We start from the raw sequence: 22,955 nt of genomic DNA, 5'->3' as shown, positions 1-22,955 counted from the left end.
ATGCCCGAGTCAACAATCCAACCAGTCCGCCACATTCTTAGCCTCTCCGGCGGCAAGGATAGTGCTGCATTGGCGATTTATCTTAGAGACCGTATTCCAGACATGGAGTACATTTTTCATGATACTGACAAAGAGCTACCAGACACCTACGAGTATATTGATCGTCTTGAGGATTACCTTGGAAAAAAGATTGTTCGCACAACATTCGGGACAACTTTCGATGATTTATTACGAATGTACGGAGGTATGTTGCCCTCAAATCACCGTCGGTGGTGTACCAGAGCAATGAAGCTAGAACCTTTTGAAAAATATATCGGGGACACTAATTGCATTAACTATGTTGGCATTCGTGCCGATGAAGATCGAGTTGGCTATATTAGCCACAAGCCCAATATCAAAGCAGTCTTTCCATTTCGCGAAGACGGTATCGATTATGATGGCGTGCAAAAAATTCTTCGTGAATCAGGCATTGGCATGCCTCCTTATACCGAGTGGGGTCGAACACGATCAGGCTGTTTTTTTTGTTTTTATCAGCAAAAGATTGAGTGGGTTCGTCTAAAACAGCAATATCCTCACCTTTATGAAGAAGCGAAAGCTTACGAAAAGCCAAACCGAGTCAATGGCAATATCTTTTATTGGTGTAAGGACGAACCTCTGTCAGAGCTGGAAAAACCAGAGCGTATCGCGGAAATAATTAGTAAATGGGAAATACAGCAACTCCGTCAAAAGCAGAATCAGAAAAATCTCCCGCTTGTAACGACTTTAGCTGGGCTGTCAGTTGACGAGCCACCATCCTCTGGCTGCATGATTTGCCACCTGTAACGCTAATAGAAAACGTTCTTCGCTAGGGATACGAGTATATGCTCAATTCAGGATCAGTTAGTTAGCAAAACTCAGAACATGGAAAATCCAATAGTCTTTCTCGACAACAATTCGACCACGCGCGTCCTGCCAGAGGTCATCGAAGCCATGCTGCCTTATTGGACTGAGGCCTACTTCAACCCGGCATCTGTTATCGGCGAATTGAGCGGCTGCATGTACCCCATTTATGAGGTCAAACAAATACTTTGCGAGGCTCTAAATGCTAGCGATCCTTCAGAATTCACTTTAACCTCCGGCGCCACAGAAGCAAATAATTGGGTTTTACGTTCCATATTGGATTCAGAAACGGAACATAGAGGCAACACGCATTTCATCGTGTCGGCCATTGAACATCCCTCTATTCTTGAAACTGCTCTCGCTGTTGCACGCCATCCTTTTATCGATCTCACATTAGGTGCTGTTAATTCGAACGGCGTGATCGATATAGATAACATCGTGTCACTTATTCGACCAGACACACGTCTGGTATCAATTATGTTAGCCAATAACGAAACTGGCGTAATTCAGCCGGTGGGTGAGCTAGCTCAACAAATTAAAAAAAAATACCCTGAATGCCTAATCCACACAGATGCAACTCAAGCCATTGGCAAAATTCCTGTTGAACTATCCGATGAATTGCGTGCGGTTGATTTTTTATCTCTATCGGCGCACAAATTTCATGGTCCCAAAGGCATTGGTGCTCTATATATTCGTCAAGGTCGTTATTTAAAGCCACTTTTATTTGGTGGTGACCAACAGGAGGGACGTCGGGCGGGAACTGATAATCCCGCTCTTGCTGCAGGCATGGCTACTGCCTTACGAAAACTAACATCTGCGCTAGTTAATCAGTTTTCTGCAATCGCTTCATTGCGCGATGATATGGAAGCGCAAATGGAAAAAATTATTCCCGGAATTCAGATCTTGGGAAGAAGTGTTAAGCGCCTTCCCAATACCACGCTTGCTATTTTTCCGACCATAGATGGAGAGCTATTGGTTCATCAACTGTCAGAGCATGGGATTGCCGTCTCGACAGGCTCGGCTTGCGCTCAAGGAAGTGACCGCCCTTCACATGTTGCAATTGCAATGGGTATTGATTATGAGAAAGCCAGAAATACTCTACGAATAAGCCTTTCTCGACATACAACTGAACAGGAAATTAACTTTTTCTTAAGAGTTTTGTCGCAAATGCGCTAAAGAATTTTGGTCAAATATTAGACTTTAAGTGTGCAGTGGGGTTCTATAAGAATCAATTTTAAGATTGGAATTTTTTTCGAATTAATTCACAGGGGGTATAGTAAATGGAACGGAGAAAGAGCATTGAATTTGAACAGAAATTTGCAAAGGTTAACCTCGCCAAAAAAAATCCGAATCATTATGCTAAAGGATTATCAGAATTGTCATTTTTGAAATAGATATTTACTTATGTCCTTTAAAATCACAGCTCGAACCATACTTCACCTAGGAGCCGAACTTATTTCATCCGACTCAGTGGCGCTCTATGAGCTCATCAAAAATGCCATCGATGCTAAATCCCGAACAGGAGTAGATGTCAAGTTTGAAGTTGTTATTCGGGAATCAGACTTCGCCTCAATCCTAGCCTCTTTAGATCAGGAGGACTCCGATATAACTGTCGATGAACTAAAAGATGAATTGTTACAACATTTACTTCCTGATGCCCCAGAGCTGCTCAGAGAGCAGTTTAAAGCCACTATAGCTGGAGCAAGAACTATCCAATCCTTAGTAAAACACGCCAAAGAAGCATACCGTAAATGTAACCGTATTGTGGTGGCCGATAGTGGTCATGGAATGTCAAAGATTGATCTTGAGGATATCTACCTTACAATCGGAACGACAAACAGGACAAACGCTGTCCGTCAATCGGTAATTGAAGGTAACGATAAAACAAAACCACCATATTTAGGTGAAAAAGGTGTTGGGCGTCTTTCTGTAATGCGTTTGGGGCGCATGGTTCGGATTGAGACCGCTACTAAAGATGACCTGCTAACTAATGTTCTTGAAATCGATTGGAACCGTTTCGAAGAAGCTTATGATAAACCTGCTGATAGTGTAAAGCTGGCTCCAATAAAGGGTGAGCCAAAGTCAATTGGAGATTCTTTCACGCGAATAATCATTTCTGACCTATCTGCCTCTTGGTCATATGAACGACTTTCCGAAATAGCAAAGGATCAGATTGCTAAAATGATGGATCCTTTTTCTTGGGACGAACGTAGAAGATTTCCTATCAAACTTTCATTTAACGATGAACCTGTCGAACAAGCCAGAACAGTTGCAATCGATTTACTAAAGAGCGCTCATGCACAATGTACAGGTGAGCTCAAATTCAAAGGTGACAAACCATCGCTCACGGTGGAGTTCAAGTCTGGCTTATATAATGCTGATGAAACAGTTTTGACCTTTGATATTACTGATTTACATTCTATGAGTGGATTGAAGGAGTCTGGCCAGCCACTTTCGATTCTTCGATCCTTAGGCCCATTTAACTTTGAATTTTATTGGTTCAACCGCCAAAGGTTTCGAGCAGTCGAAGGTATCGGAGATCGTGAAGCAGTACGAGCCCTTGTCAAAGCCTGGATTGGTATTTCACTGTTCCGCGATGGCTACAGAGTTTTGCCGTATGGGGATGAGGGCGATGACTGGCTTAAGTTAGATCGGGCGGCACTTGCTGCAACTGGCTACAAGCTCAACACTAAACAAATCATTGGACGTGTTCGCATTGGACGTATTACAAATTCAAAGCTTTTAGACCAAACAAATCGACAGGGCCTTACTGACTGTCCCGAGAAAACAGTGCTAGTCCAGTTGCTTAATGAAGTCATAACTCACTGGTTTCATGACTATCTCGTTGAAGCGAGCCGAGCGCAAAAGGCCGGGAATGCTTTGGCGTACGATACAGTAAAAGAAACTGGTTCGGTTGATAGCCTTGAACGACGCACGCGAGAATCACTGAAAACAATTAAACGACACTATTCTGGCGATGCACAGCTTCTACAAGAAGTAAAGGATGCCTTCCTAGAGATAAAGGACGCGCATGCGCGTGCTGTGGAGCGTATTGGCACAATTGAAGAAGAGAAAGAGCGTTTAACTCAATTGGCAGGAGTGGGATTAATGATAGAAGTAATAGCGCACGAACTTACTCGCGCAACCGAAGCCACTCAAAAGACGCTAAAAAACATCAATAGACAACTCGTCGATAATGATACCGCTGCAGCTTTCCGTGTCTTATCCCAGCAAATCAAAGTCATTCAAAAACGATTGCAGACGCTCGAACCGCTCTCCATTAGCGCTCGTCAGCGCCGCAGCACATTGAATTTAGCAGATATTGTCACTTATGTTCTTGATGCACATAAAGACCAATTTGGCCGACATCGAATTGGGGCTGGCATATCGCAACAATCTTCTCATTCTAAAACCGCCTTCATCATCGAGGGGCATGTCGTTCAAATTCTCGAGAATCTGATCAACAACAGCGTATATTGGCTTGATATCGAGAGCAGAGCGCATGCAAGCTTTGAGCCACGAATCAAGATTGTGATCGAGGGAGATCCACCTAGAATCCGCTATACTGACAATGGCCCAGGCATTCCAAAAAGTCGAGTCGAATCAGTTTTCGAACCGTTTTTTTCCACTAAAGTAACCACGGCCACTCGGCGACAAGGACTGGGGCTTTACATTGCTCGTCAGAATGCAGAGATGCTCGGCGGAACCTTAGGATTAGTGGACGAAGGGAGCATTCATCCGGGACGCTACAACACGTTTGAGCTTGAATTAAAAGAGAAAGTAGAATGAGTTTGGGGAAAATTTTTGCAGAAAACGGTGTGCAGTGCGCTCACATTATTGACGATGCTTACAACAAAGAACCAAACTTAAAGCTGCCTCCAGGTAAGGTGCAGGCATTCATTGATGCTCTAGAAGACGCTCATTTTGATTTCGTTTGCAACTTACTAGAAATGAAAGAGGCTGATGATGCGATCTTGATGAATGCGCTCGGCGATACTGATAGCGTGACGAAGATTTTCAACGCTCGAGGAGAACTAGAACCATCTCACTTTAACCAGTTGTTTGACGAATATCTGGTAGAGCAAGAAGCCAAGCTAGCTCAAGTGAAGCCTTTAACCGAACTACTTCAGAGTTATGGGATAGACTGCCAAACTTTCGGTGCGGACTATTCACTTGATAGCAGCAACGAGCCTCAACTCATCTTCATTGACCTTAGGCTAAGAGAGGAAGGACCAGTGCAAGTCGATGATGCAATCGCCGCTTACAATAAGCTAAGGAATACCCATCAAGATTGTCTCCCTTTCGTCTTTTTGATGTCGAGTCTACCGACCGCTCTTACAGAACGTAGGGAAGAATTTCGCAAGCAATCAAATCTGTTTGCCTCCCAGTTTGAAGCCTTAGAAAAAAGTAATTTCCAGGACAAGACTGACCTTGAAGCTATTCTTGCGCAGTATGTGCGCGTGCTACCTCAACTTAGAAACCTACATCAGCATGTTGGCGGTATTAGCCTGGCTGTTGATCAAGCGGCTGAACAGGTTAAACGAGAGCTAAGAAATCTTGATTTGGCTGATTACTTCGTTCTCCACCGCAATACTGTTTCTATCGAAAAAGTAGGGTTAGGGACTTACATTTCAGACCTAATACTCGAGTACTTTGTTCATGAGCTGGAAAACACGTCCCAAATTTGGGATCTCGCAAAAGCACTTGATGATTGGAAGCTAGAAGATCTACCACGATCTCGGTTTGGCTTAACCCCCGCTGCAGGAAATATTTATTCAGGTAATCTTCTTCATGCCACAGTTCGCCTAGAAAGTGAGATTGACCGCAAACTAGGCCCTAAAGATGGGTATTTTTATCTTGGGGATATATTTTTTAATGGAGAATACCAATCCAAAGCTCTTGTGATCGCAACACCCGCATGTGATTTGGTTAGACCTGACGAATTGCGCAAACGGACTATCTTTCTCTGCGAGGGTTCCGTCAAAAGTGTGACTGCTGCCAGTGTTCCAGCAGGACAAGATGGCCTGGCTTCCGTAGTGATACAAGACCCCAAAGATACTACTAAGCAGCTCATGATTAATTGGAACAAAAAAAGACTGCACACTTGGCATGCTGAGGAAATCGATAAATTTAAGGAAGATAAGTCTGATTGGATTCGAGTTGGTCGCTTAAGACCTCTTTATGCTATTCAACTTCAACATGCGATTACTGCCGACCTAAGTAGAATTGGTGTTCAGCGTCCGCCGAATATACTAATACCTCATGGTATTGAAGCCTTTGTGAGACATAATGGAAAATGGAAAACTCTTTATGGAGAAGAAAGAGTCGTAGCAACCGCAGCAGCGCTAGCAGATTCTGAAGATGGAAAGAAAACGGTATTCATTATCTCTGACTCAACTGTACGGAAAATTCGTCGAAAACTCCTCAAGTGGCTTGAAAATAATCCTCAGGAATTGCTGACGAAAATTGTTCAATTGCCAGATTTTGATAATCGACTAATGTACTTGGAGCATAAAGTCCCTCAGAAAGACCAATCTGGAAAAGATATTGATATTACAGGATATGCAATGCAAGGAGCAGAAGGTTTCACCGCTGAGGAAGTTAAAGCAATTGCGCTTACTCGCCCTGCGAAACCATCATTATATCTTAATGTAGCCGGAGGAAATTCTATATCTGATGAACAATCTGCATCTCTCGTAATCAAGTTCATCAAGATTGATTAAGATATTTAAGCAGCTAAATCCAAAATTATTGAAACGCATTCCAAACAAATTATGTGTTCAGGCAAACTTTAGGCTTCTTTAAAAGCTTTGAATCTAGTGTTTAATTGCATTAATAATATTTTTTATCAGCTATACTGGGCACTATGCCTAGAAAAGCGATAGAAATAGCACTGACAACCGAACAAAAACAGCAAGCCTTTATCGTAAGACATAATCAAAATGCTCAACCTTTTAAATGGCGTCGGCGAGAGGTGCAAGGGAGCCAGATTAAAAATACGATAACTAATTTACGCAATTAAACACTAGAGGGTGTCCTGAATTTTGTGTAAACAGGGTTGGTTAATGGTTTGAATGAGCTCGTTCCCCTTCGTATCTTGGGTATTAGCTTGCCTCCCTTCCCAGTAACCATCTCAACAATTTGACGAGAGTTATCTTGCCCATAACTCAAATGTATAGGCTTATTTCTACCATAAATATAGATTCGATCAAAGGGTAAATTCTGACTAATCCAATGAACGACTTCTTCCATATCCTCGTCTTCTACATTGAAATCCACCGCGGCACCTAGTCGCGGACAAATCGGCTGTCCATTTCTATTAAGTTCATGGGCAGTATGTTGATCCAACTTTGGGGCAATACGACCTTTGATCTGCCTAGCTAACTCAGGGGAGCAAAAGCCATACGTTAGCCTAATCATGCCAAAATAATCGATTACGGGATCAAGGATATTAATGGCAAGTTCATATAGTGCATTGTAGCTTTGCGGTTCCTTGGGTAAATTGAGAAGGCCCGTGCGAGTCTGAGTTTCGCCGCATTCAATCAATTGTCGAAAAGTAAAATAGCGACCACAGGAAGTATCAATATCAGGAATGGATAGACTACGGATTAGACTAAAATCCTTGACTTCCCAACGTGCTTGAGAAAGCTGGGCGTCAAATTCACTTGGTTTTGGACCATAGCCACTGAAGTTGAGCAAACCTGCTTTTTCTAATGATTCCTCAAAAGCTATCTGCTCAACATAGTGCGGAAATTCTTCGTTAATGTAACGTGATTTACGATAAAGATAGGGCGGCTCAAAACTATCTCCATAGTCAAAAACATCCAGATCTTGTTCACGTAGTTTGATTTTGATGCGTTGAAGCATTCGTGGCAGAGGTTTACCAGTGAAATCATCGAAACTCATCAGAGTGAGCTTACCAGAATATATGTGAACTTTGATTAAATCAGCACTAGTCGCGTCACCATATAAACGAAGACCGCAACCGACATAAGTTCTCAATACTGGTGGGAGTTGAACAATAAGCTCGGTTGGCAAGATTAGAGATTCACCGTTTTCCAGCCAGCCAACGCCATGCTCGGCAGCATCACGGCAAGCCGCATCGATATTGTCTGTTTTGCCAGCAGCAAATAAAAGTTTCCGACCAAGTTCCATTGCGTCGCGATAGTCACCAAAAAAAGCTTTTACGTCTTTTTGTAAGCGACTTTCCTGGTGGCGATAAGGCTTACGCTTTTCAAATTGTAGCAGGGCAAAATAAACGCTTAAATCATTGATCCGCGACTGACGGGCGGTTTCAATCATCTTCTCAGCGTCGTCTTTTCGGGATTTAACGAATCGAAGTGCTGCCGGTAGTGAACCAAAATTGGCGGATATGGCAGACATATTCAGTATGAATTGGTTGGAATCTCTTACCTTGTGACCAGCATCCGAAGCTCGAGCTGGATCGACAGGAATTTCACCTCGATCTGGATCGCGCCCTAATGCGAGGCACATTTCCCATAGAGATTCTAATAACGCATAGTGCTGCTGGTATTTTTCCTCCGCCTTGTCATGCCGCTTCGGTTTTTCGGGTCGGGATAAGTGGGCTAGTCTTAGAATATTCCGTCGATTAACCTGACGCCCAACCATAAAACGTTGTTCGGCATCTTTATCCTTGAACACGTAAAAAATGCCAGGACCCACAGGTATCGGTTCTTCATCCAATGCTTCTGCTAGATAGCCGCGCAACTCTCCTTGAGTAAAGTACTTCTGAAATGTGTTGCGAGTGGTTAGCACTCCATCGCCATATGGCCTGCCGCGTACAGTGTCTGGATTGGCCAACATAGCCGATACGACCAATAGCTCATCTGTTAAAGAATAGGCTCCCTGCAAAGCATCTAAACGTTCGATCGGATTTTCGATAACATTGATGACAAAACCCAGATTGACGATATTGGCTATCTGCTTCTTTTCATTAGGCGCGTAATACGGATCCCAGCCCGTCGCGTCAATACCATTCTCTCGCAATCCACGCAAATCGTCTCCCCGACCACAGCCATAGTCAAAAAGAGATTTTGATCCATCAAGCAAACCGAAACGTGCCAGCGTTTGAACAGGTGCTGAAAATCCATAGCGGGTTAAGGCTGTAAGATGTCGATCAACACCTCTAAAACTTTCAACTTGAGGTTCGCCGCTAAAATCCGATTCGTCGTTACCAATGGGAACTAGTTGATGATCAACAACGCGATAGCCTTTTTGCATCAGCAATGCATTCCATGCTTGCAGAAAACCTATTCGGGCTGTGTCATCGAACATGCCGATTTGCTCGGCTGCTATAGTCAGTGCTTCGAACTGGGCATACTTTGGATGATCAACTGAAAGTAATAATTCTTTCCGATGCAAAATTGGCGGATTTAGAGAATCTTGGTAAGTTCGAAATCGAAATGAGCCGTTTTCGATATCGACAGTCCAGTAACATCGAAGAATCGGAAAGCTCTCTTCAAAGAAACTAGGATAGTTCAATAAGGTGATACGAGACTCATCTTTATTCAGTTTTATGACATTGAAATCTTGACCAAGTTTTAAATTGGCAATAGTCGATGCTAAGTCAATAGCTTTTTGTTCATCAGAACCTAACGTTTGAATCGCGTCGATATGTAAATAAAGATTACTGGAAACTTTTTTACCTGTTGGTTTTGCATTCATTCAGAATATCCTTTCAACTTTTTTTAAAGTTTGTTATCTCAGAATAACCTAGCCACCAATCTGATTTTAGCCCCTAAAATGATTGCAATTTTTCTAATTGAAATAATATGGATTTGCTATCGGGAAAAATGTGAGCATCCATATTGTGAAGACAAATTCCCACACGAGAAACAAGCGGTCGGCTGTTATCAGTGCGCCTTCGGGTAAATCCTTGGAATTTTCAAGCAAGACATTGACCTTGGAATAATTACGCTCGTAAGACACGACGGTTTCGGGCGCAGAGCGAACGGAATGAATGAAGGAAATCTCATTGCTGCGGCAAGTAGAATTGCGGTTGGCAAAATCCACCAGATAAAGCGCCGTACCTTGGCTTTTAAAGATATCCGACAACTGCTCCAAAAAAACCAGCCACAATTCCGGCATCAGGGCGGCATCGTAAATTTTTCCGATTAAATGATCGTATTCCCTTTCATTCATAATCGAATTGACGCATTTTATTTTGCCTACGTTTCCTGGCAGCACGTCTTAATTTATCAGCACAATACCGGCTTTTCCTTCGGCCGACAAAAGCAAAACGTTAGATTATAGCTTAGATAACTGATGTTACGCATCCGTCGCACTAACCGGTTATTCTGAGGGAATGAAAAAAGCAGAATTAGAGTTATATACGGATTACCTGATCAGCACATTTAGTGCGGCGACGGCCACCGGGATGTCGTCGATGTTGGATGGTGAAGTAAGTCATGATCGAGTGACACGCTTTTTAGCGGAGCGCGAATACACATCGAGGGACATATGGCAGCAAGTAAAATCAACGGTCCGGCAGATAGAGCGCGAAGACGGGGTATTGATTTTCGACGATACGATCCAGGAGAAAGCCTGGACGGACGAGAACGAGGTGATGTGCTGGCATTATGATCATTGCCAAGGGCGTTCGGTCCGCGGCATCAATTTGCTCAATGCCTTGTACCACAGCGGCGGCGTATCAATTCCGGTCGCGTTCGAACTGGTTCGGAAGCCCTTGCAGTTTTGCGATGTGAAAACCCGCCAGGTCAAGCGAGCTAGCGAAGTCACGAAGAACGAAATGATGCATATCGATTTCGGTACAATCAGCTTATCCTTTGAAAATATTGTTTTTCTTGGGGAAACACTAATTAAATCAGCGTTTCCGGGAATGAGGGGATGAACAATCAAAATCTATCACTGAAAGTAATTAATTTTGTAAGCTCAAGGAAAATCGCATTTTCCTCGGGCTCGCGCCGAGAAATTCTGGATTTATTCAACGCTTCCCTAGATACTAATATCTATCCAGCATGCAAAAATTGGATGTCCATCGACGATCATTGGCGGCCCAGCCCGGTGGGCGCGTAAGCCGGTTCGATGTAGCAAGCGCTCAATGCCAACTGGCGAAACCGTTATGATGCGCTTTGCGCCATTTTCAGCGGCAACAGCAATAGATTCGTGAAGTAAAGATAAGGTGATAGGAGAAGAAAACTGTCCAACCGCGGAGGATGTTTTTGTATTGAAGTCAACCGAAGCAAAGCGCGATAATTCCCATACATCCGGTGAATTTGGCACAGGCATTCCATTTAACAATTGCGGAAAAACTTCTCCAAGCAGATAGGGCCGAGTGGTTGGCAGCAAGCGAGCACATCCTGTAATATCTCCATACTTATCTCTGGAGATGACATAGATCGTATCGTCACGGTCAAATTGATCCTGTTCGGTGTTACCAAAAGTCTGGAGTTGCCAACCTAGTTGCTCAACGAACACTCTGTGGCGATAGTTGGCAACCATTGAATATAGGCCGGCAGGAAGGTCTTCTTGTCTACCTTTTACAACGCACATCCTCTGTCTCCTCAATAGGTCGTATGTTGAGGTTAATTTGACAGAGACCCGCAACTAGAAACAACTGTCAACCTTGACAGGTTAATAAGTGTAGCGCTTGCTTATATATTGTTGAATTACATTTTGCCAAACTATTTCGTCAATCACGGTTTCGATCAGCATAGCCGTTTTGACCGGCCCAAAATCTTGCTGTTGTGAATCAATCAGCATGAGGTTGCTTCTTGGCTCACTGATTCTCTTATAAAAACCTTCCTTTTCTTGGGGCGGCTGGATCATCCAATCCCATCCGATGCTAATGGTTGGTGTCGTTTCGCTGACCCATTCTGTATAACCCGTAATTTCAGTGAAAATAGTGCCTTTCTGTAACATTGCCGGTTTATCTTCATCAAGACCAGAAACCAAATGTACAAACGTAATTTTCCGGAACCTTTCAAAGGTCAGGCGTATATAACTATCAGACGATATGGCTATAATCGGCATGATTGCAATGCCTTCTGCTCCGGTTATTTCGTTAAATTGCATGTTGTGCCTCTCAAAAAACGGAAAAGACAAAACACTACATAAAATCAGTAATATTTGATAGTGTAAAGATTGACAGAAGACGAGTTTTGACTCTCATCAAAGAATCATTCTAGGTGTATCGCGAACTTACCATTATGTAAAGGATTTTATGAAGGTATGGCAAGAAAATCAGCTCCAAACATTGATGACTAATCAAAGCGATCATCAGCTTTTTCAAGCAATTTGTGAACGTAGTAAAGAACTTGGCTTCGATTATTGCGCCTATGGCTTACGAATGCCACTTCCCTTGATAGAGCCAAAGGTTTTTATGCTCAATAATTATCCCGAGGGCTGGCGAAAACAATACCAAACCAATAATTATCTTGCGATTGATCCTACGGTGCAACATGCAATGCATTCGCTATTACCGCTCATCTGGACAGACGATGTGTTTGTCCAAGCACGTAGTCTATGGGAAGAAGCGCATTCATTTGGATTGTGTTTTGGATGGGCTCAATCCATTCGCGATTTCAATGGCGTTGTCAGCATGCTAACGCTGGCACGATCAAATGAACCTATTTCAGAAACAGAACTGAATACCAAGCGGATTGAAATAGCATGGCTGACTCAAATTGCGCATGAAGGTATGTCAAAGTGCCTAAAGGTATCGCAACTGATGCCTGAGGTTAGTACAAAATTATCAAAACGTGAGATAGAAGTGCTCCAATGGACAGCTGTTGGTAAAACATCAGGTGAAATTTCTGAAATCCTTAATATTGCTGAACGTACGGTTAACTTTCATATCAATAATTTAATAACAAAATTGAATACGACCAATAAAACGGCTGCCGCAATAAAAGCCTCAATACTTGGTTTGTTGTAAACTGAAATGGTCTTTGCCCCATATATTGCTTACCACCATCGGCGCCTACCGCATGCGTATGTGCCGTTTAGCGCCCCAGTAGAGGCAATTTAAACCCAGCGATCTAGCTCCCCGCAGCTACTTTTCCTTTATTGCTGATTTCGTTCGCTCGTTAAGATGATTGGCTTGCATTGGCCTTAGAATCGTCTTCGAAAATAACTTCCGGCTCAACCTGCAAACCTGATTCTTGTCGTGCCAACCGCACCTCTTCCCCATGCCCCTGTTCATACGCCGCCTGATGCGCATGTTTTTCCATCGTCACAATTTTATTCGCTAGTCGCTGCAATCGCTGCTGCCACTCTAGGCGCGCGGCAATGCAGTGTTTGTTGGAGATGACCTGGCACAGCCACAAGGTGTCCATCACGATCATCAATTGGTCCAATAAGCGAATCAACTCGACGAATTGCGCAATCTGCGGCGAAGCGATTTTCGCCACAAATTCCCTGGGATGCGTGTAGGTCGGCGTTTCGCTGATACCGTTATCGGCCTTGAGTTTTTCCAGTCGACTTTTTTCCTGCTGTAGCTGCTCCGCGCATTCGGCAATCATCTGACTGACGAGGCTTTCGATTTCATCGACGGTTTCCTCCCGGCCGATGATGCGCAGGATCACGTCGATCGCATACAAAGACACCATCAGCCGCTGATAGCTGTTGCGAATCACCCGAATGGCTTGTTCGCTGTTGATGCTAAACGTACGCTCAAATATCGGCCGACTAATGGCGCGACGCTGGGCTGGTTTGGGCTGTGGGGCTGCTTCGGACATGACCGTTTCCTGATGTGGACGAATGGTTCATGATCGTATGCCAAATTCTTTTTAGCCTTTCCGCAGACGACGGCGAATTCGTCATCAGCTGCAAGAACTCTTCAAAAAATCTCTGCTTCAATACCCGCCAATGGAATCGGTTGGCCATCGGCCTTTCGCTTCTTCCCAGACTTTCTCGGCTGGTCTTTCATGATCGCCTTGATCCGACTTCGGTCGGCGTTCCGTTTTTAAGCGGCGACGGTGGTTTTCCATCGGCGTGTCAGGTGCGTCAAGCCTGATGTGACTATTGATTGTGTTTACCCTGCCGGGCGCCTCGATTCCCGCGGGGATTCGGCGTTCCGGCATACCCATCGCCGCGCCGCAGGGTATTGTTATCGTTGAGTCGGGCGCGGCCGACAGGAGGAATGTCATCATGGCCAATCGCGGCGTGAACAAAGTCATCTTGCTGGGCCGGCTCGGCGCCGATCCGGATGTTCGCTATATGCCCAATAACGGCGGCAAGGTCGTCGCCGTCCGTTTGGCAACCAGCGAAATCTGGAACGACCCTAAAAACGGCAAACAGGAGCGAACCGAATGGCATCGAGTGGTGTTTTTCAAAAAACTCGCCGATACCGCCGAGCAGTATTTGCACAAAGGCAGCCAGATATACATCGAAGGCCGTTTGCGTACCCAGCAATGGGGCCAAGCGGGCGATAAACGGTACCGTACCGAAATTGCCGCCTTTGAATTGCAGATGCTGGATCGCCCTAACGCAGCGGCAGTCGCCAATGGTTCGCCATCATCGCCTCCGGCTCCTGAGGACGCCGATTGGGACGACGAATATAGCGATATGCCCATCCATTAAATCCTGTAACGCCGATTATTGGCGTTCGTTGGTTTAACGGTTACACCACCGACCCTTTTGCAGGTTTCGGTATTTCAACCCCCCGGGGAATTCCATTCCCCGGCGGGCAATGGCGTTCCCTTTTTTTATTGAAGGAGACCCACCATGAACCAAAACAATCGCAACACCTTACCCAAAACTCGTGACTTGCCGATGCCGGCTGTTGTGCAACAAAGCTACGGTCTGTCGGAGCAATCCTGGAAGGTACTGACCGAAGTCACCTTTCCCACGGCGAAAACCCCGGAAGCCATTCTGATGGCGCTGGATTATTGCAAGGCCCGCAAGCTCGACATCTTCAAAAAACCGGTGCATATCGTGCCGATGTGGAGTGCCGCTCTTGGCCGCAATGTCGAAACCGTCTGGCCGTCCATCATGGAAATTCAGACCACCGCCTCGCGTACCGGGGTTTGGGCCGGCATGGATAGGCCCGTCTGGGGTCCTGATATCACCAAAACATTTACCGGACGCTACAAGGACGACAACGAGCAATGGCAGGAATCCAGTGTCACCGTGACCTTCCCTGAATGGGTGGCGGTTACCGTGTACCGGATCGTCGGCGGCAAACGTTGCGCCTTTACCGAGGAAGTCTACTGGCTGGAGGCTTATAGCACGGCCGGCGGTAAAAACTCGCAAGTCCCAACCGCCATATGGATCAAACGCCCCAAGGGGCAATTGGCCAAATGCGGTAAAGCGGCATCCTTGCGTGCAGCCTTTCCGGAGGAATGCGGCTATGCCGCCGAGGAAATGGATGGCAAAACGCTTGACGACATCCAGGACGGCACGGTCATTGACGGCGAAGCGACGGTTTGGGACAGCGATGCAGGCGATCGGTTTGCCGACTCACCCGAGCACATACCTCAGGTGATCGACGTGTCGCAAATTCATCCCAAGGTGCAAAAAGCCGTGGCGGAATTGGTACGTCGTACTACGGCGGCCGGTGCCTGGAAAGCGGCCTACGACTATGCCAACCAAAAGTTCAAAGGCATCGATCTGACCTTTGCCTTGGCCGAGCTGGATAAGGTATCGGAGGTTGATCCCAGGGCAACATCAGCCTTAGGTAAAACCGACAGTGCCGGCATGCCGCCCTTGTCCGCAAAAGACATGGCCATGAATCAGGCCCGTCAAACTTTGGGCCACGCGGCGTAGAAGCGCTGCAATCCCAAATTCTTTAACCACCCACGAGGGCGTCATGATTCGCCCACGGGGTAGGACATGACGCTCTTGTTTTATCAGGAGAGGTCATGAATACAAACGATCAATCATTAAACCGCGTGCCCTGTCATACCGACTGGCAACGTTACGATTCACCCACGGTGTTACGCCGTCACGGCCGAGGTTTTCTGGAACGCCTGTGGCGCCCTCAGAGTAACGAACCCAATCCGCAGCCCTTGAGCCAGCCGGAACTGACGACACTGGCAGAGAGTTTTGGCGGGGTGTGTTTGCCGGCGCAAGACGAACTGCTATTGCTGTTCGGCGATGGCAATTGGGCCCGGCGTTGCCAGACCCAGTTGCACAAGCTCGGCATCGAGACGGTGCGCTTCGGTTGCCAGGTGCAGTTGACCGGATTTTCGCGATGAAGGTCGTCGACGTATCGCAACGTTCCGACGTATGGCGCCTGTGGCGATTACAAGGTGTCAGTGCCAGCGAAGCGGCCATCGTCATGAATCGCTCGCCGTACAAAACCCCTTGGCGGCTTTGGGCCGAGAAAATCGGCTTGGTGCTGGAAGCCAGCCTGGACAACAACCCGTTGATCCGTGCCGGCATCCAGCAAGAGCCCGAGGCTCTGCAACGCTTTGAGGACAAACACGAGCTGATGTTATTGCCGCTATGCGGTGAGTCGGAACAGTATCCGTTGATGCGGGCTTCGTTCGATGGTTTGTCCGACTCGAATGAACCCGTGGAAATCAAATGTCCGCACGAGACCACGTTTTTGGATGTGCTGTTGAATCGGGAAGCCTCGGCGGCCTATCAGTTGTATTGGTGCCAGGTGCAACAGCAATTGCTGGTGTCCGAAGCGCAACGCGGCTTTTTGTTTTTTTACCACCAAGGCCAGGACATCGAGTTTGAAATTCAGCGCGATGAGAGCTTTCTCACCGAGTTGGTTGATACTGCGATGGACTTCTGGTCGTCGGTCAAATCGAAAAAGGAGCCGAGCAAGGATCCCGAACGTGATTTGTACTTACCCAAAGGTGATGCGGAACAGCAATGGCAACAACTGGCGGCGAGTTATCGCAATCGAGCCGTGAAAATCTCGGATTTGAAAGCGGAGCTAACCACCTTGGAGGCTAATCAGGCGGCCATTGAAAACACGTTGGTGTTGCTAATGGGTGATTACGTGGCCGCGGAACATTCCGGGTTGCGGATCAGTCGGTTTCAAAGCCAGGGCGCCATCGATTACAAGGCGGCACTCCACGCCTTGCAACCGGATGTTCCGGCTGCCGTGCTGGAAGTTTATCGTAAACCTTCTGCCACGCGGGTTCGCGTGACCTGCCGGGATGACGACGGTAAACATGCCGAAGTACCGTTCGATGCACAAGCCTTGAAAGACCTGGCGGGTGTGGACTTTTGGTTTTGAGTCTTGATGGTTCGTTTAACGACATCCTGTAACCCTGGTGGTTACGGGATGTTCATTCATTGACGGCACGATCGAGTTAGATGGCGCATGTCGGTTTTAGGCTGGGCTTTGCCGTAAAACCCAACCCAAAACCCGCATCGTTCAGGTATTCCCTTCGTGGAATCCCGAATCCGGTTTCGACCGGCGTTCCGTTGTTAAGCGGCATGAGCGTTTGCCTCGTGTGCCAGGTGCGTCAAGCCTGGTGTGTTTAGTTTGTCCCGTTGGGGTTCATCACCTTTGCGGGGCTCGGTGACCCCTTTTAATCATTGAAGGAGGTCATCATGAATCACGACTTTTGGAAAACCTTGCACGGCTGGTTGAACGTTGCGCATAGCGACGACATCCAGGCCAAAAAGCGGTTGTTGCTGGACATGTACCGTCAAATCTCGGACCCCGGTTTGAGAAGCGACATTCAGCGCATCCTGCGTTTGATGGATCGGGAGCTGTTGGCCCGCGCCGAATGGGCGATGTACTGCGTGATGCAGTTACGTTAACCATTTTTTATCTGCCCTGGTTTGCCAGGGTTTTAACACCCGTTGGGGGCGCATCTCCCCTCGGGGTCGGTGCGCCCTTTGTTTTCTGAGGCTAGTCCTCGAGGAGCTCACCATGTATCAATCCTATTCCATTGTCGACACCTTCGGCATTCAGGCCCCAGCGTCCATGAAGGTGGAAGGCTTTTCCCCGGCCAAAAACCCGTATGTGCCCGCTATCAAGCCGTATGTGTTTCGCAAGGATCACTTGCGCGATGTGTTGGCGTTTTTAGGCGGCCACAATGGCGACGGCTTATACCTGACCGGTCCTACCGGATCCGGTAAAACCTCGTTGTTGGAGCAAGTCGCGGCGCGTCTTAATTGGGGCGTGCATTCGGTCACCGGTCACGGTCGACTGGAACTGAACGACCTGCTCGGTCAGTACATGCTGGTCGACGGCGGTGCGATGAAGTGGATTGACGGCCCCTTGACCCTGGCGGTACGCCTGGGCCATGTGCTGTTGATCAACGAAATCGATGCCATTGATCCAGCCGAACTGATTGGCTTGAATGAAATCGTCGAAGGCAAACCGTTGACGATTCCGCAGACCGGCGATGTGATTACGCCGCATCCCAAGTTTCGTTTGGTCGCCACCGGTAACAGTGCCGGCAGCGGCGATCAATCGGGCTTGTACCAAGGGGTGTTAAGGCAGAACCTCGCGTTTCTGGATCGGTTTCGCTTGATGGAAGTTGGTTACCCCGAACCCGAAGACGAAATGAAACTGTTGGCCGATGTGGTGCCGACCATGCCGGAATCGGTACGGGAAAGCATGATTAAGGTTGCCAATCAGATTCGTAAAGTCTTCATTGGCGGTGCGGATGGCGGCGGCATGTTGTCGGTGACCTTATCGACGCGCGGTTTAGTGCGCTGGGCATCGTTGGTCGCCACCTTTAAAAGTGCACCCAATGCCTTGGCCTATTCGCTGGATCGCGCCTTGACCTTTCGCGCCGAACCCGCCGAACGCGAAGCGATTCATCGCATCGCTAAGGATGTGTTCGGGGACGATTGGGCGGTGTAGCTATGACGGCCTGGACTTTATACCGTTATCGTAATACTGACGGCAGTTCCAAAGACTGGGCGGTCCGAAGTAATGCGGATGGCAGTATCACCACCCGTTGGGGCAAAACGGCCAATCGATTGCCGGGCGTGAGTAACCGGTACGGAATTGAGCAACGCGAAATCGAACGGCAAAAACAGGCCAAAGGCTATGTATGGGTCGGCTTGGTGGATATTGATGTGAACGGCAATGTCCGTTTTCCGGACTCGTCCTTGTCGACCACCCCGTTAGTTCCAGAAGCTATAGCCATTCCGTCTCCGCCAGTCGCGGTCGACAAGCTGTATTGGCATGTCGATTGTCGCGCCGGACACACGACCCTGCTCGACATGGGTATCGCGCTACGGCGTTGGTTGGGCGATCTGGAAGCCTGGTCTCAAGCTCAAGAACTCGCCGAAAGCAACTGGTCCGGTTGGCAACGGCTGATTGATGCCAGTTTGGACGAGGAAGCCTTCGATCTCAGTGGGCAAATCCACCGCGAACACGGGGTATTGCCTTGGCTGTGGTTGATGGCCTTGAAGCATGCCGAGTTTCCCGGTGTTTCGGTGGGCATTGCCACCGAAAATGGCCGCGACGTGTCGGCGGACCTGAAAGCCGAAACCGAAGTCTTGGCATTATTCAAGACCGACCTCCCGGCCATAAGGCCGTTAGCGGAATGCCTTGGACTGTTGAAACCCAAGCTCGACCTGGCGTTGGCCATGGCCGATCAGACCGATCACTGGTTTTGATCGGCTGAGGTTCCGACCATTGATTCCTGCAGCGAAAATTCGATGCAGGTACTTTTTACATTCACCCGGAAGGGGCCATTAGTCCCCATGGGATCAGTGTGCCTTCTTCCATAGGAGGTTTACATGACACGAACCCAACTCATTTTAGATCAAGTGGTCTTGATCAAGGTCGACGCTACGATTTACGGCGCTCGCAAAAAGCTCAACAAGGAGGATCTGGTATTGGCCGACGGTAGTAAATTACCGCCGGAGGATTTGGCTAGTCTGGGCTCGAAGCGTTTGCTCGATCCGGATCGGCTATCGGTGTTCAACCGCCTGAAAAAGGAAGCCGAACGCATTTGTTTACGCGTCGGCACTCGATTCCTGGGTGGATTCATCGTACCGGTTTCAGCAGCGGCGCAGGTTACGGCGGAACTGGATCGGATTTCCGGGGATTTTGCCCAGGCCCGGGCCGAGTTTCTGGATGGCTACGATGCGGCGGTACAAGACTGGATGGTCAAGCATCCGGAATTTGCCGGCATCATCGAAAAAGCCATCGACTCGGTGGCCTTGGTCGCCACCCGCCTGGCGTTCGATTATCTGGTGGTGTCGGTCGCTTTACCCGAACAGATGCCAACACAAGAGGTCGAACGCCTGGAAAGCAAAATCGGTTCGTTGAGCGAGCAGATGTTTCATGAAATCTCAGTGGATGCCAACTTGCTGGTCGAGCAATCGTTACTCGGCAAGGAACAAGTCACCCGCAATGCGCTTAGGCCGATCAAACGCATCCGCGACAAGCTTGATGGTTTGAGTTTTCTGGATCATCGCGTGGCGCCGGTGGTGGCGACCATTGACGACTTGCTCGGCAAAATCCCGAACCGGGGTTCGATCGAGGGCAGTTTGCTGCAGGAAATCCTCGCCACGGCGATGTTGCTGGCCGATCCGAATAAAACCCGGAGGCACGGGGAAGGTTTGTTGGCGGCGCAAGTGCCGGCAGTTCAGACCGATGCCAATGTTGATATTGATGTTGAAGTATCCGTTGCTCAATCGGAACTCGAATCATCAGTACAGCCAGCATTACCCGCTCCAGTGATTGTTGAGAACATTGCAGACGATCCGGATTTTACCGATCTGTTTGACGGCATCTTTGATGATGAACTCGAACCGGAATCGGCATCGGATGACTGGGCGCTTGAGGTCTTACTTGATAAAAATCAGACCAAACTGGTAACCGACAGCGATGCAGATGAATCCAACCCTTCTGAGCATTCAGCAGAACCGGCAACAGTGACGGCGGGAGACGATGAGGAAGCGGACGATTCTGACCAGGACTACTGGTTCTGAATGATCTGACGCCATTTAACTATTCACCCATTGGGGCAAATTCATGTCCCAATGGGGTCATTGTTTGCCCTGTATTTTGGAGCACACCATGAAAAATAGAACCTTACACAACGCATTCCCCATCGTCGCGGCGGCCATTGGCAATCGCTTTGGCGTCAAAGTCAGTGTCGGCGGTGATAAAGCCGAAACCGATGGTCAAACCATTTGGCTGCCGGCCTATGAGGGCGACGATGCGGATTATCAGGATTACGCCTGGGGACTATTGGCCCACGAGGCGGCGCATATTCGTTATTCGGATTTTACGCTGCGCTTTGGGCATTCGGTATTACGCAGGCGCTTATGCGGTGCCATCGAAGATGTCCGCATCGAGCACGAACTGGCCAAGGACTTTCCGGGTACCAGGCTAACGATACGCACAGTGATTGAGAAGATGATTGCCAAAGGCGACTTTGTGGCCAGCAATATCGATGATCATCCGGCCAATATTCTGTACAGCTTTGTGTTGAAAAATTTGCGGGCCAAGGTGTTGGGCCAATCAGCCTTGCTGCCGTTGGTCGAACAAACCGAAGCGGTACTGAAAGCGAATTTTCCGAAAGGTGTGGTCACGCGGCTGAAAGGCTTGTTGTCCGAAGTCCCAGAGGGATTGCAATCGGAGAGTGATTGCCTGCAATTGACGGATCGCATCCTGACCATGATTGAGCAGGAATTCGAGCAACAACGGCAGCGTCATCAGGCACAGCCATCGGCAGATGATGACACATCGCCTGAACCGGACGATACGGATCAGGATGTTGAAACAGCTGACTTTGACGATTCGAACTCCTCGGATTCTCCGGATGACGTGGAACCCGATGAACAGTTACCCAACGACACTGATGACGAATCGTCGTCAGAATCGATGTGTAACGATGATGCGAATCCGGAAAATCCTGACGATGAACCGGCAACGCCATCCAATCCGCAAGGTGAAGATGAAAAAAACGCGGAGATTGCCGACCCTATGGGCGTCTTGCAAACCCTGTTGTCCGCCGGCGACGGTGACATCGAGCAGGATATGTTTGAGTCGTTGAAATCGGCGTTGTCGTTGGCTGCGGAAAATGTATCGGAATTGCTGATGCCCAGTGGTCACGAGCCACCTATGGACGAGCGGGCCGGTGCGTTTTTACTGCGTAAGGTGCAAGGCGAATCGGGAAAAATCCGCGGCGCTTTGCAAGGCTTGGTGCAATCGCAAACCTTAAACCGCTCGCAACACGCCAGTCGTGGACGACGGCTGGATGGCAAGCGTTTACACCGCTTACCTCTCGGCGAAACCAAGCTGTTTCAGCGCAAGCAGTCCAAGGTGGCACCGAATACGGCGATTCATTTGTTACTCGATAAGTCCGAAAGCATGGGTTATCAGGTGGCCGATAACCAAGGCCAACCGATGGGATCGCGAATGCCGATTGCGTTGGAAGCGACTTTGGCGCTGGCATTGGCCTTTGAAGGGATTCCGGGGGTTAGTCCTGGCGTCACTGCCTTTCCCGGTCATCAAGATGACTCGGTTTTTCGGCTGCTTGAGCATGGCCAACGCGTGAATGCCCGCACCGGTGCCTTTTCACTGGCCGCTACGGGCAGTACGCCGATGACGGAAGCGATTTGGTTTGGTGCAGCGTCACTACTTCGTTGCCGGGAACCGCGTAAAGTGCTGATGGTAATGACCGATGGTCAACCCAACGAGTCACTGAGCACTCTAGAACTGTTGCAGCGTTGCCGCGATAGTGGCATTGAAACGGTCGGTGTCGGTTTGGGATTGGATGTAAGCCATCTATTCCCGATTGCCATCACCATTAATGACCTTTCAGAGCTGAGAGCACAATTGTTCGAACTCTCCAAAGCGGTGTTGTTGGCAGCGTAACCATCAGTCCGTTATCCGTAGCCCAATCCTTAGCTTAATGCCTTGGATTGTGGCTATGGGTAGCTGATTGCAACCGCAGTTTGTCGAATGCACTCACTTACTGGAGTCCATTCGACAAACAGACATTTCATGCGTTCTTTCCAGAATGCTGAATCCGACTTTGGTCGGCGTTCCGTCTTTAGGCGGCGAGCACGTTAATCGTGATCGTGTCGGGTGCGTTAAGCCCGATGTAAAACGCAGAGGTATTAACTGCTGCAAATCAAAAAACCCGCTTCGGGCGACCATCGCTCGGCCGGGTGCTGTTCATTCGAAGTGTTTTCTTAAATTTTTA

The 22,955-nt window shown here is 48.0% G+C and carries 20 protein-coding genes and 2 pseudogenes; 17 read left to right on the top strand and 5 right to left on the bottom strand.

From position 1 onward, the window contains the following. The 5 genes and pseudogenes from CWO84_RS23805 to CWO84_RS25105 form a co-directional block, all read left to right on the top strand. A complete protein-coding gene (locus tag CWO84_RS23805; RefSeq protein WP_101055647.1) occupies window positions 1-822 on the top strand; it encodes a phosphoadenosine phosphosulfate reductase family protein in 822 nt (273 codons plus the stop codon). Between the two features lie 78 nt (window positions 823-900). Then, window positions 901-2,055 (top strand): cysteine desulfurase family protein, encoded by a 1,155-nt coding sequence (locus CWO84_RS23800; RefSeq protein WP_101055640.1) that lies wholly within the window; start codon window positions 901-903, stop codon window positions 2,053-2,055. Between the two features lie 228 nt (window positions 2,056-2,283). Then, window positions 2,284-4,668 (top strand): ATP-binding protein, encoded by a 2,385-nt coding sequence (locus CWO84_RS23795; protein ID WP_101055639.1) that lies wholly within the window; start codon window positions 2,284-2,286, stop codon window positions 4,666-4,668. Then, window positions 4,665-6,602 (top strand): hypothetical protein, encoded by a 1,938-nt coding sequence (locus CWO84_RS23790; RefSeq protein ID WP_101055638.1) that lies wholly within the window; start codon window positions 4,665-4,667, stop codon window positions 6,600-6,602. The genes CWO84_RS23795 and CWO84_RS23790 overlap by 4 nt, the downstream gene beginning before the upstream one ends. A 191-nt stretch (window positions 6,603-6,793) precedes the next feature. Then, window positions 6,794-6,901 (top strand): annotated as a pseudogene (locus CWO84_RS25105) (IS630 family transposase); the annotation flags it as partial. Here the strand turns inward: CWO84_RS25105 and CWO84_RS23780 are convergent. Together CWO84_RS23780 and CWO84_RS23775 are read right to left on the bottom strand one after the other, a co-directional pair. Beyond that, window positions 6,898-9,564 (bottom strand): DNA phosphorothioation-associated putative methyltransferase, encoded by a 2,667-nt coding sequence (locus tag CWO84_RS23780; RefSeq protein WP_101055637.1) that lies wholly within the window; start codon window positions 9,562-9,564, stop codon window positions 6,898-6,900. The pseudogene CWO84_RS25105 and the gene CWO84_RS23780 sit on opposite strands and share 4 nt — an antisense overlap. Before the next feature lie 93 nt (window positions 9,565-9,657). Beyond that, window positions 9,658-10,041 (bottom strand): hypothetical protein, encoded by a 384-nt coding sequence (locus CWO84_RS23775; RefSeq protein ID WP_205800469.1) that lies wholly within the window; start codon window positions 10,039-10,041, stop codon window positions 9,658-9,660. A gap of 163 nt (window positions 10,042-10,204) precedes the next feature. On the opposite strand from CWO84_RS23775, the pseudogene CWO84_RS23770 reads away from it, so the two are divergent. Then, window positions 10,205-10,648 (top strand): annotated as a pseudogene (locus CWO84_RS23770) (transposase); the annotation flags it as partial. 206 nt (window positions 10,649-10,854) lie between these two features. On the opposite strand, the gene CWO84_RS23765 reads toward CWO84_RS23770, so the two are convergent. Next, entirely contained in the window at window positions 10,855-11,412 is a 558-nt protein-coding gene (locus tag CWO84_RS23765; RefSeq protein ID WP_101055635.1) for an acyl-homoserine-lactone synthase, read from the bottom strand. 81 nt (window positions 11,413-11,493) lie between these two features. Then, window positions 11,494-11,934 (bottom strand): DUF4902 domain-containing protein, encoded by a 441-nt coding sequence (locus CWO84_RS23760; RefSeq protein ID WP_205800467.1) that lies wholly within the window; start codon window positions 11,932-11,934, stop codon window positions 11,494-11,496. A gap of 148 nt (window positions 11,935-12,082) precedes the next feature. Here CWO84_RS23760 and CWO84_RS23755 point away from each other — a divergent pair, with 148 nt between their 5' ends. Beyond that, window positions 12,083-12,796, top strand: coding sequence for an autoinducer binding domain-containing protein (locus CWO84_RS23755; protein ID WP_101055634.1), 714 nt, complete (start codon window positions 12,083-12,085; stop codon window positions 12,794-12,796). A 151-nt stretch (window positions 12,797-12,947) separates the two neighbouring features. On the opposite strand, the gene CWO84_RS23750 is transcribed toward CWO84_RS23755, so the two are convergent. Next, a complete protein-coding gene (locus tag CWO84_RS23750; RefSeq protein ID WP_101055632.1) occupies window positions 12,948-13,598 on the bottom strand; it encodes a hypothetical protein in 651 nt (216 codons plus the stop codon). Window positions 13,599-13,627: 29 nt separating this feature from the next. On the opposite strand from CWO84_RS23750, the gene CWO84_RS24240 reads away from it, so the two are divergent. From CWO84_RS24240 to CWO84_RS23705, 10 genes are all read left to right on the top strand, one after another. Next, a complete protein-coding gene (locus CWO84_RS24240; protein ID WP_133120730.1) occupies window positions 13,628-13,876 on the top strand; it encodes a hypothetical protein in 249 nt (82 codons plus the stop codon). A gap of 65 nt (window positions 13,877-13,941) precedes the next feature. Further along, the gene (ssb, locus tag CWO84_RS23745; RefSeq protein WP_101055760.1) at window positions 13,942-14,442 is read left to right on the top strand and encodes a single-stranded DNA-binding protein; all 501 of its coding nucleotides are present in this window, start codon (window positions 13,942-13,944) and stop codon (window positions 14,440-14,442) included. A gap of 144 nt (window positions 14,443-14,586) precedes the next feature. Continuing rightward, window positions 14,587-15,627: a phage recombination protein Bet gene (gene bet, locus CWO84_RS23740; protein WP_101055630.1), complete on the top strand. Its 1,041-nt coding sequence runs from the start codon at window positions 14,587-14,589 to the stop codon at window positions 15,625-15,627. A 95-nt stretch (window positions 15,628-15,722) separates the two neighbouring features. Beyond that, a complete protein-coding gene (locus tag CWO84_RS23735; protein WP_101055628.1) occupies window positions 15,723-16,058 on the top strand; it encodes a hypothetical protein in 336 nt (111 codons plus the stop codon). Continuing rightward, window positions 16,055-17,056 (top strand): lambda-exonuclease family protein, encoded by a 1,002-nt coding sequence (locus CWO84_RS23730; protein ID WP_101055627.1) that lies wholly within the window; start codon window positions 16,055-16,057, stop codon window positions 17,054-17,056. The genes CWO84_RS23735 and CWO84_RS23730 overlap by 4 nt, the downstream gene beginning before the upstream one ends. 320 nt (window positions 17,057-17,376) lie before the next feature. Then, window positions 17,377-17,589 carry a hypothetical protein gene (locus CWO84_RS23725; RefSeq protein ID WP_101055625.1) on the top strand — a complete coding sequence of 71 codons (213 nt, stop codon included), beginning with the start codon at window positions 17,377-17,379 and terminating at the stop codon, window positions 17,587-17,589. A gap of 112 nt (window positions 17,590-17,701) precedes the next feature. Further along, window positions 17,702-18,643: a MoxR family ATPase gene (locus tag CWO84_RS23720; protein ID WP_101055624.1), complete on the top strand. Its 942-nt coding sequence runs from the start codon at window positions 17,702-17,704 to the stop codon at window positions 18,641-18,643. 2 nt (window positions 18,644-18,645) lie between these two features. Beyond that, the gene (locus CWO84_RS23715; RefSeq protein ID WP_101055622.1) at window positions 18,646-19,407 is read left to right on the top strand and encodes a hypothetical protein; all 762 of its coding nucleotides are present in this window, start codon (window positions 18,646-18,648) and stop codon (window positions 19,405-19,407) included. Window positions 19,408-19,530: 123 nt separating this feature from the next. Further along, window positions 19,531-20,730 (top strand): DUF3150 domain-containing protein, encoded by a 1,200-nt coding sequence (locus CWO84_RS23710; protein WP_101055621.1) that lies wholly within the window; start codon window positions 19,531-19,533, stop codon window positions 20,728-20,730. An 88-nt stretch (window positions 20,731-20,818) separates the two neighbouring features. After that, window positions 20,819-22,624 carry a VWA domain-containing protein gene (locus tag CWO84_RS23705; protein ID WP_101055620.1) on the top strand — a complete coding sequence of 602 codons (1,806 nt, stop codon included), beginning with the start codon at window positions 20,819-20,821 and terminating at the stop codon, window positions 22,622-22,624. Window positions 22,625-22,955: the final 331 nt, after the last annotated feature.

The sequence above is a fragment of the Methylomonas sp. Kb3 genome, from assembly GCF_002834115.1.
In the GTDB taxonomy this organism is placed as follows: Bacteria; Pseudomonadota; Gammaproteobacteria; order Methylococcales; family Methylomonadaceae; genus Methylomonas; species Methylomonas defluvii.
This window is presented reverse-complemented; position numbering and strand designations above follow the sequence as displayed.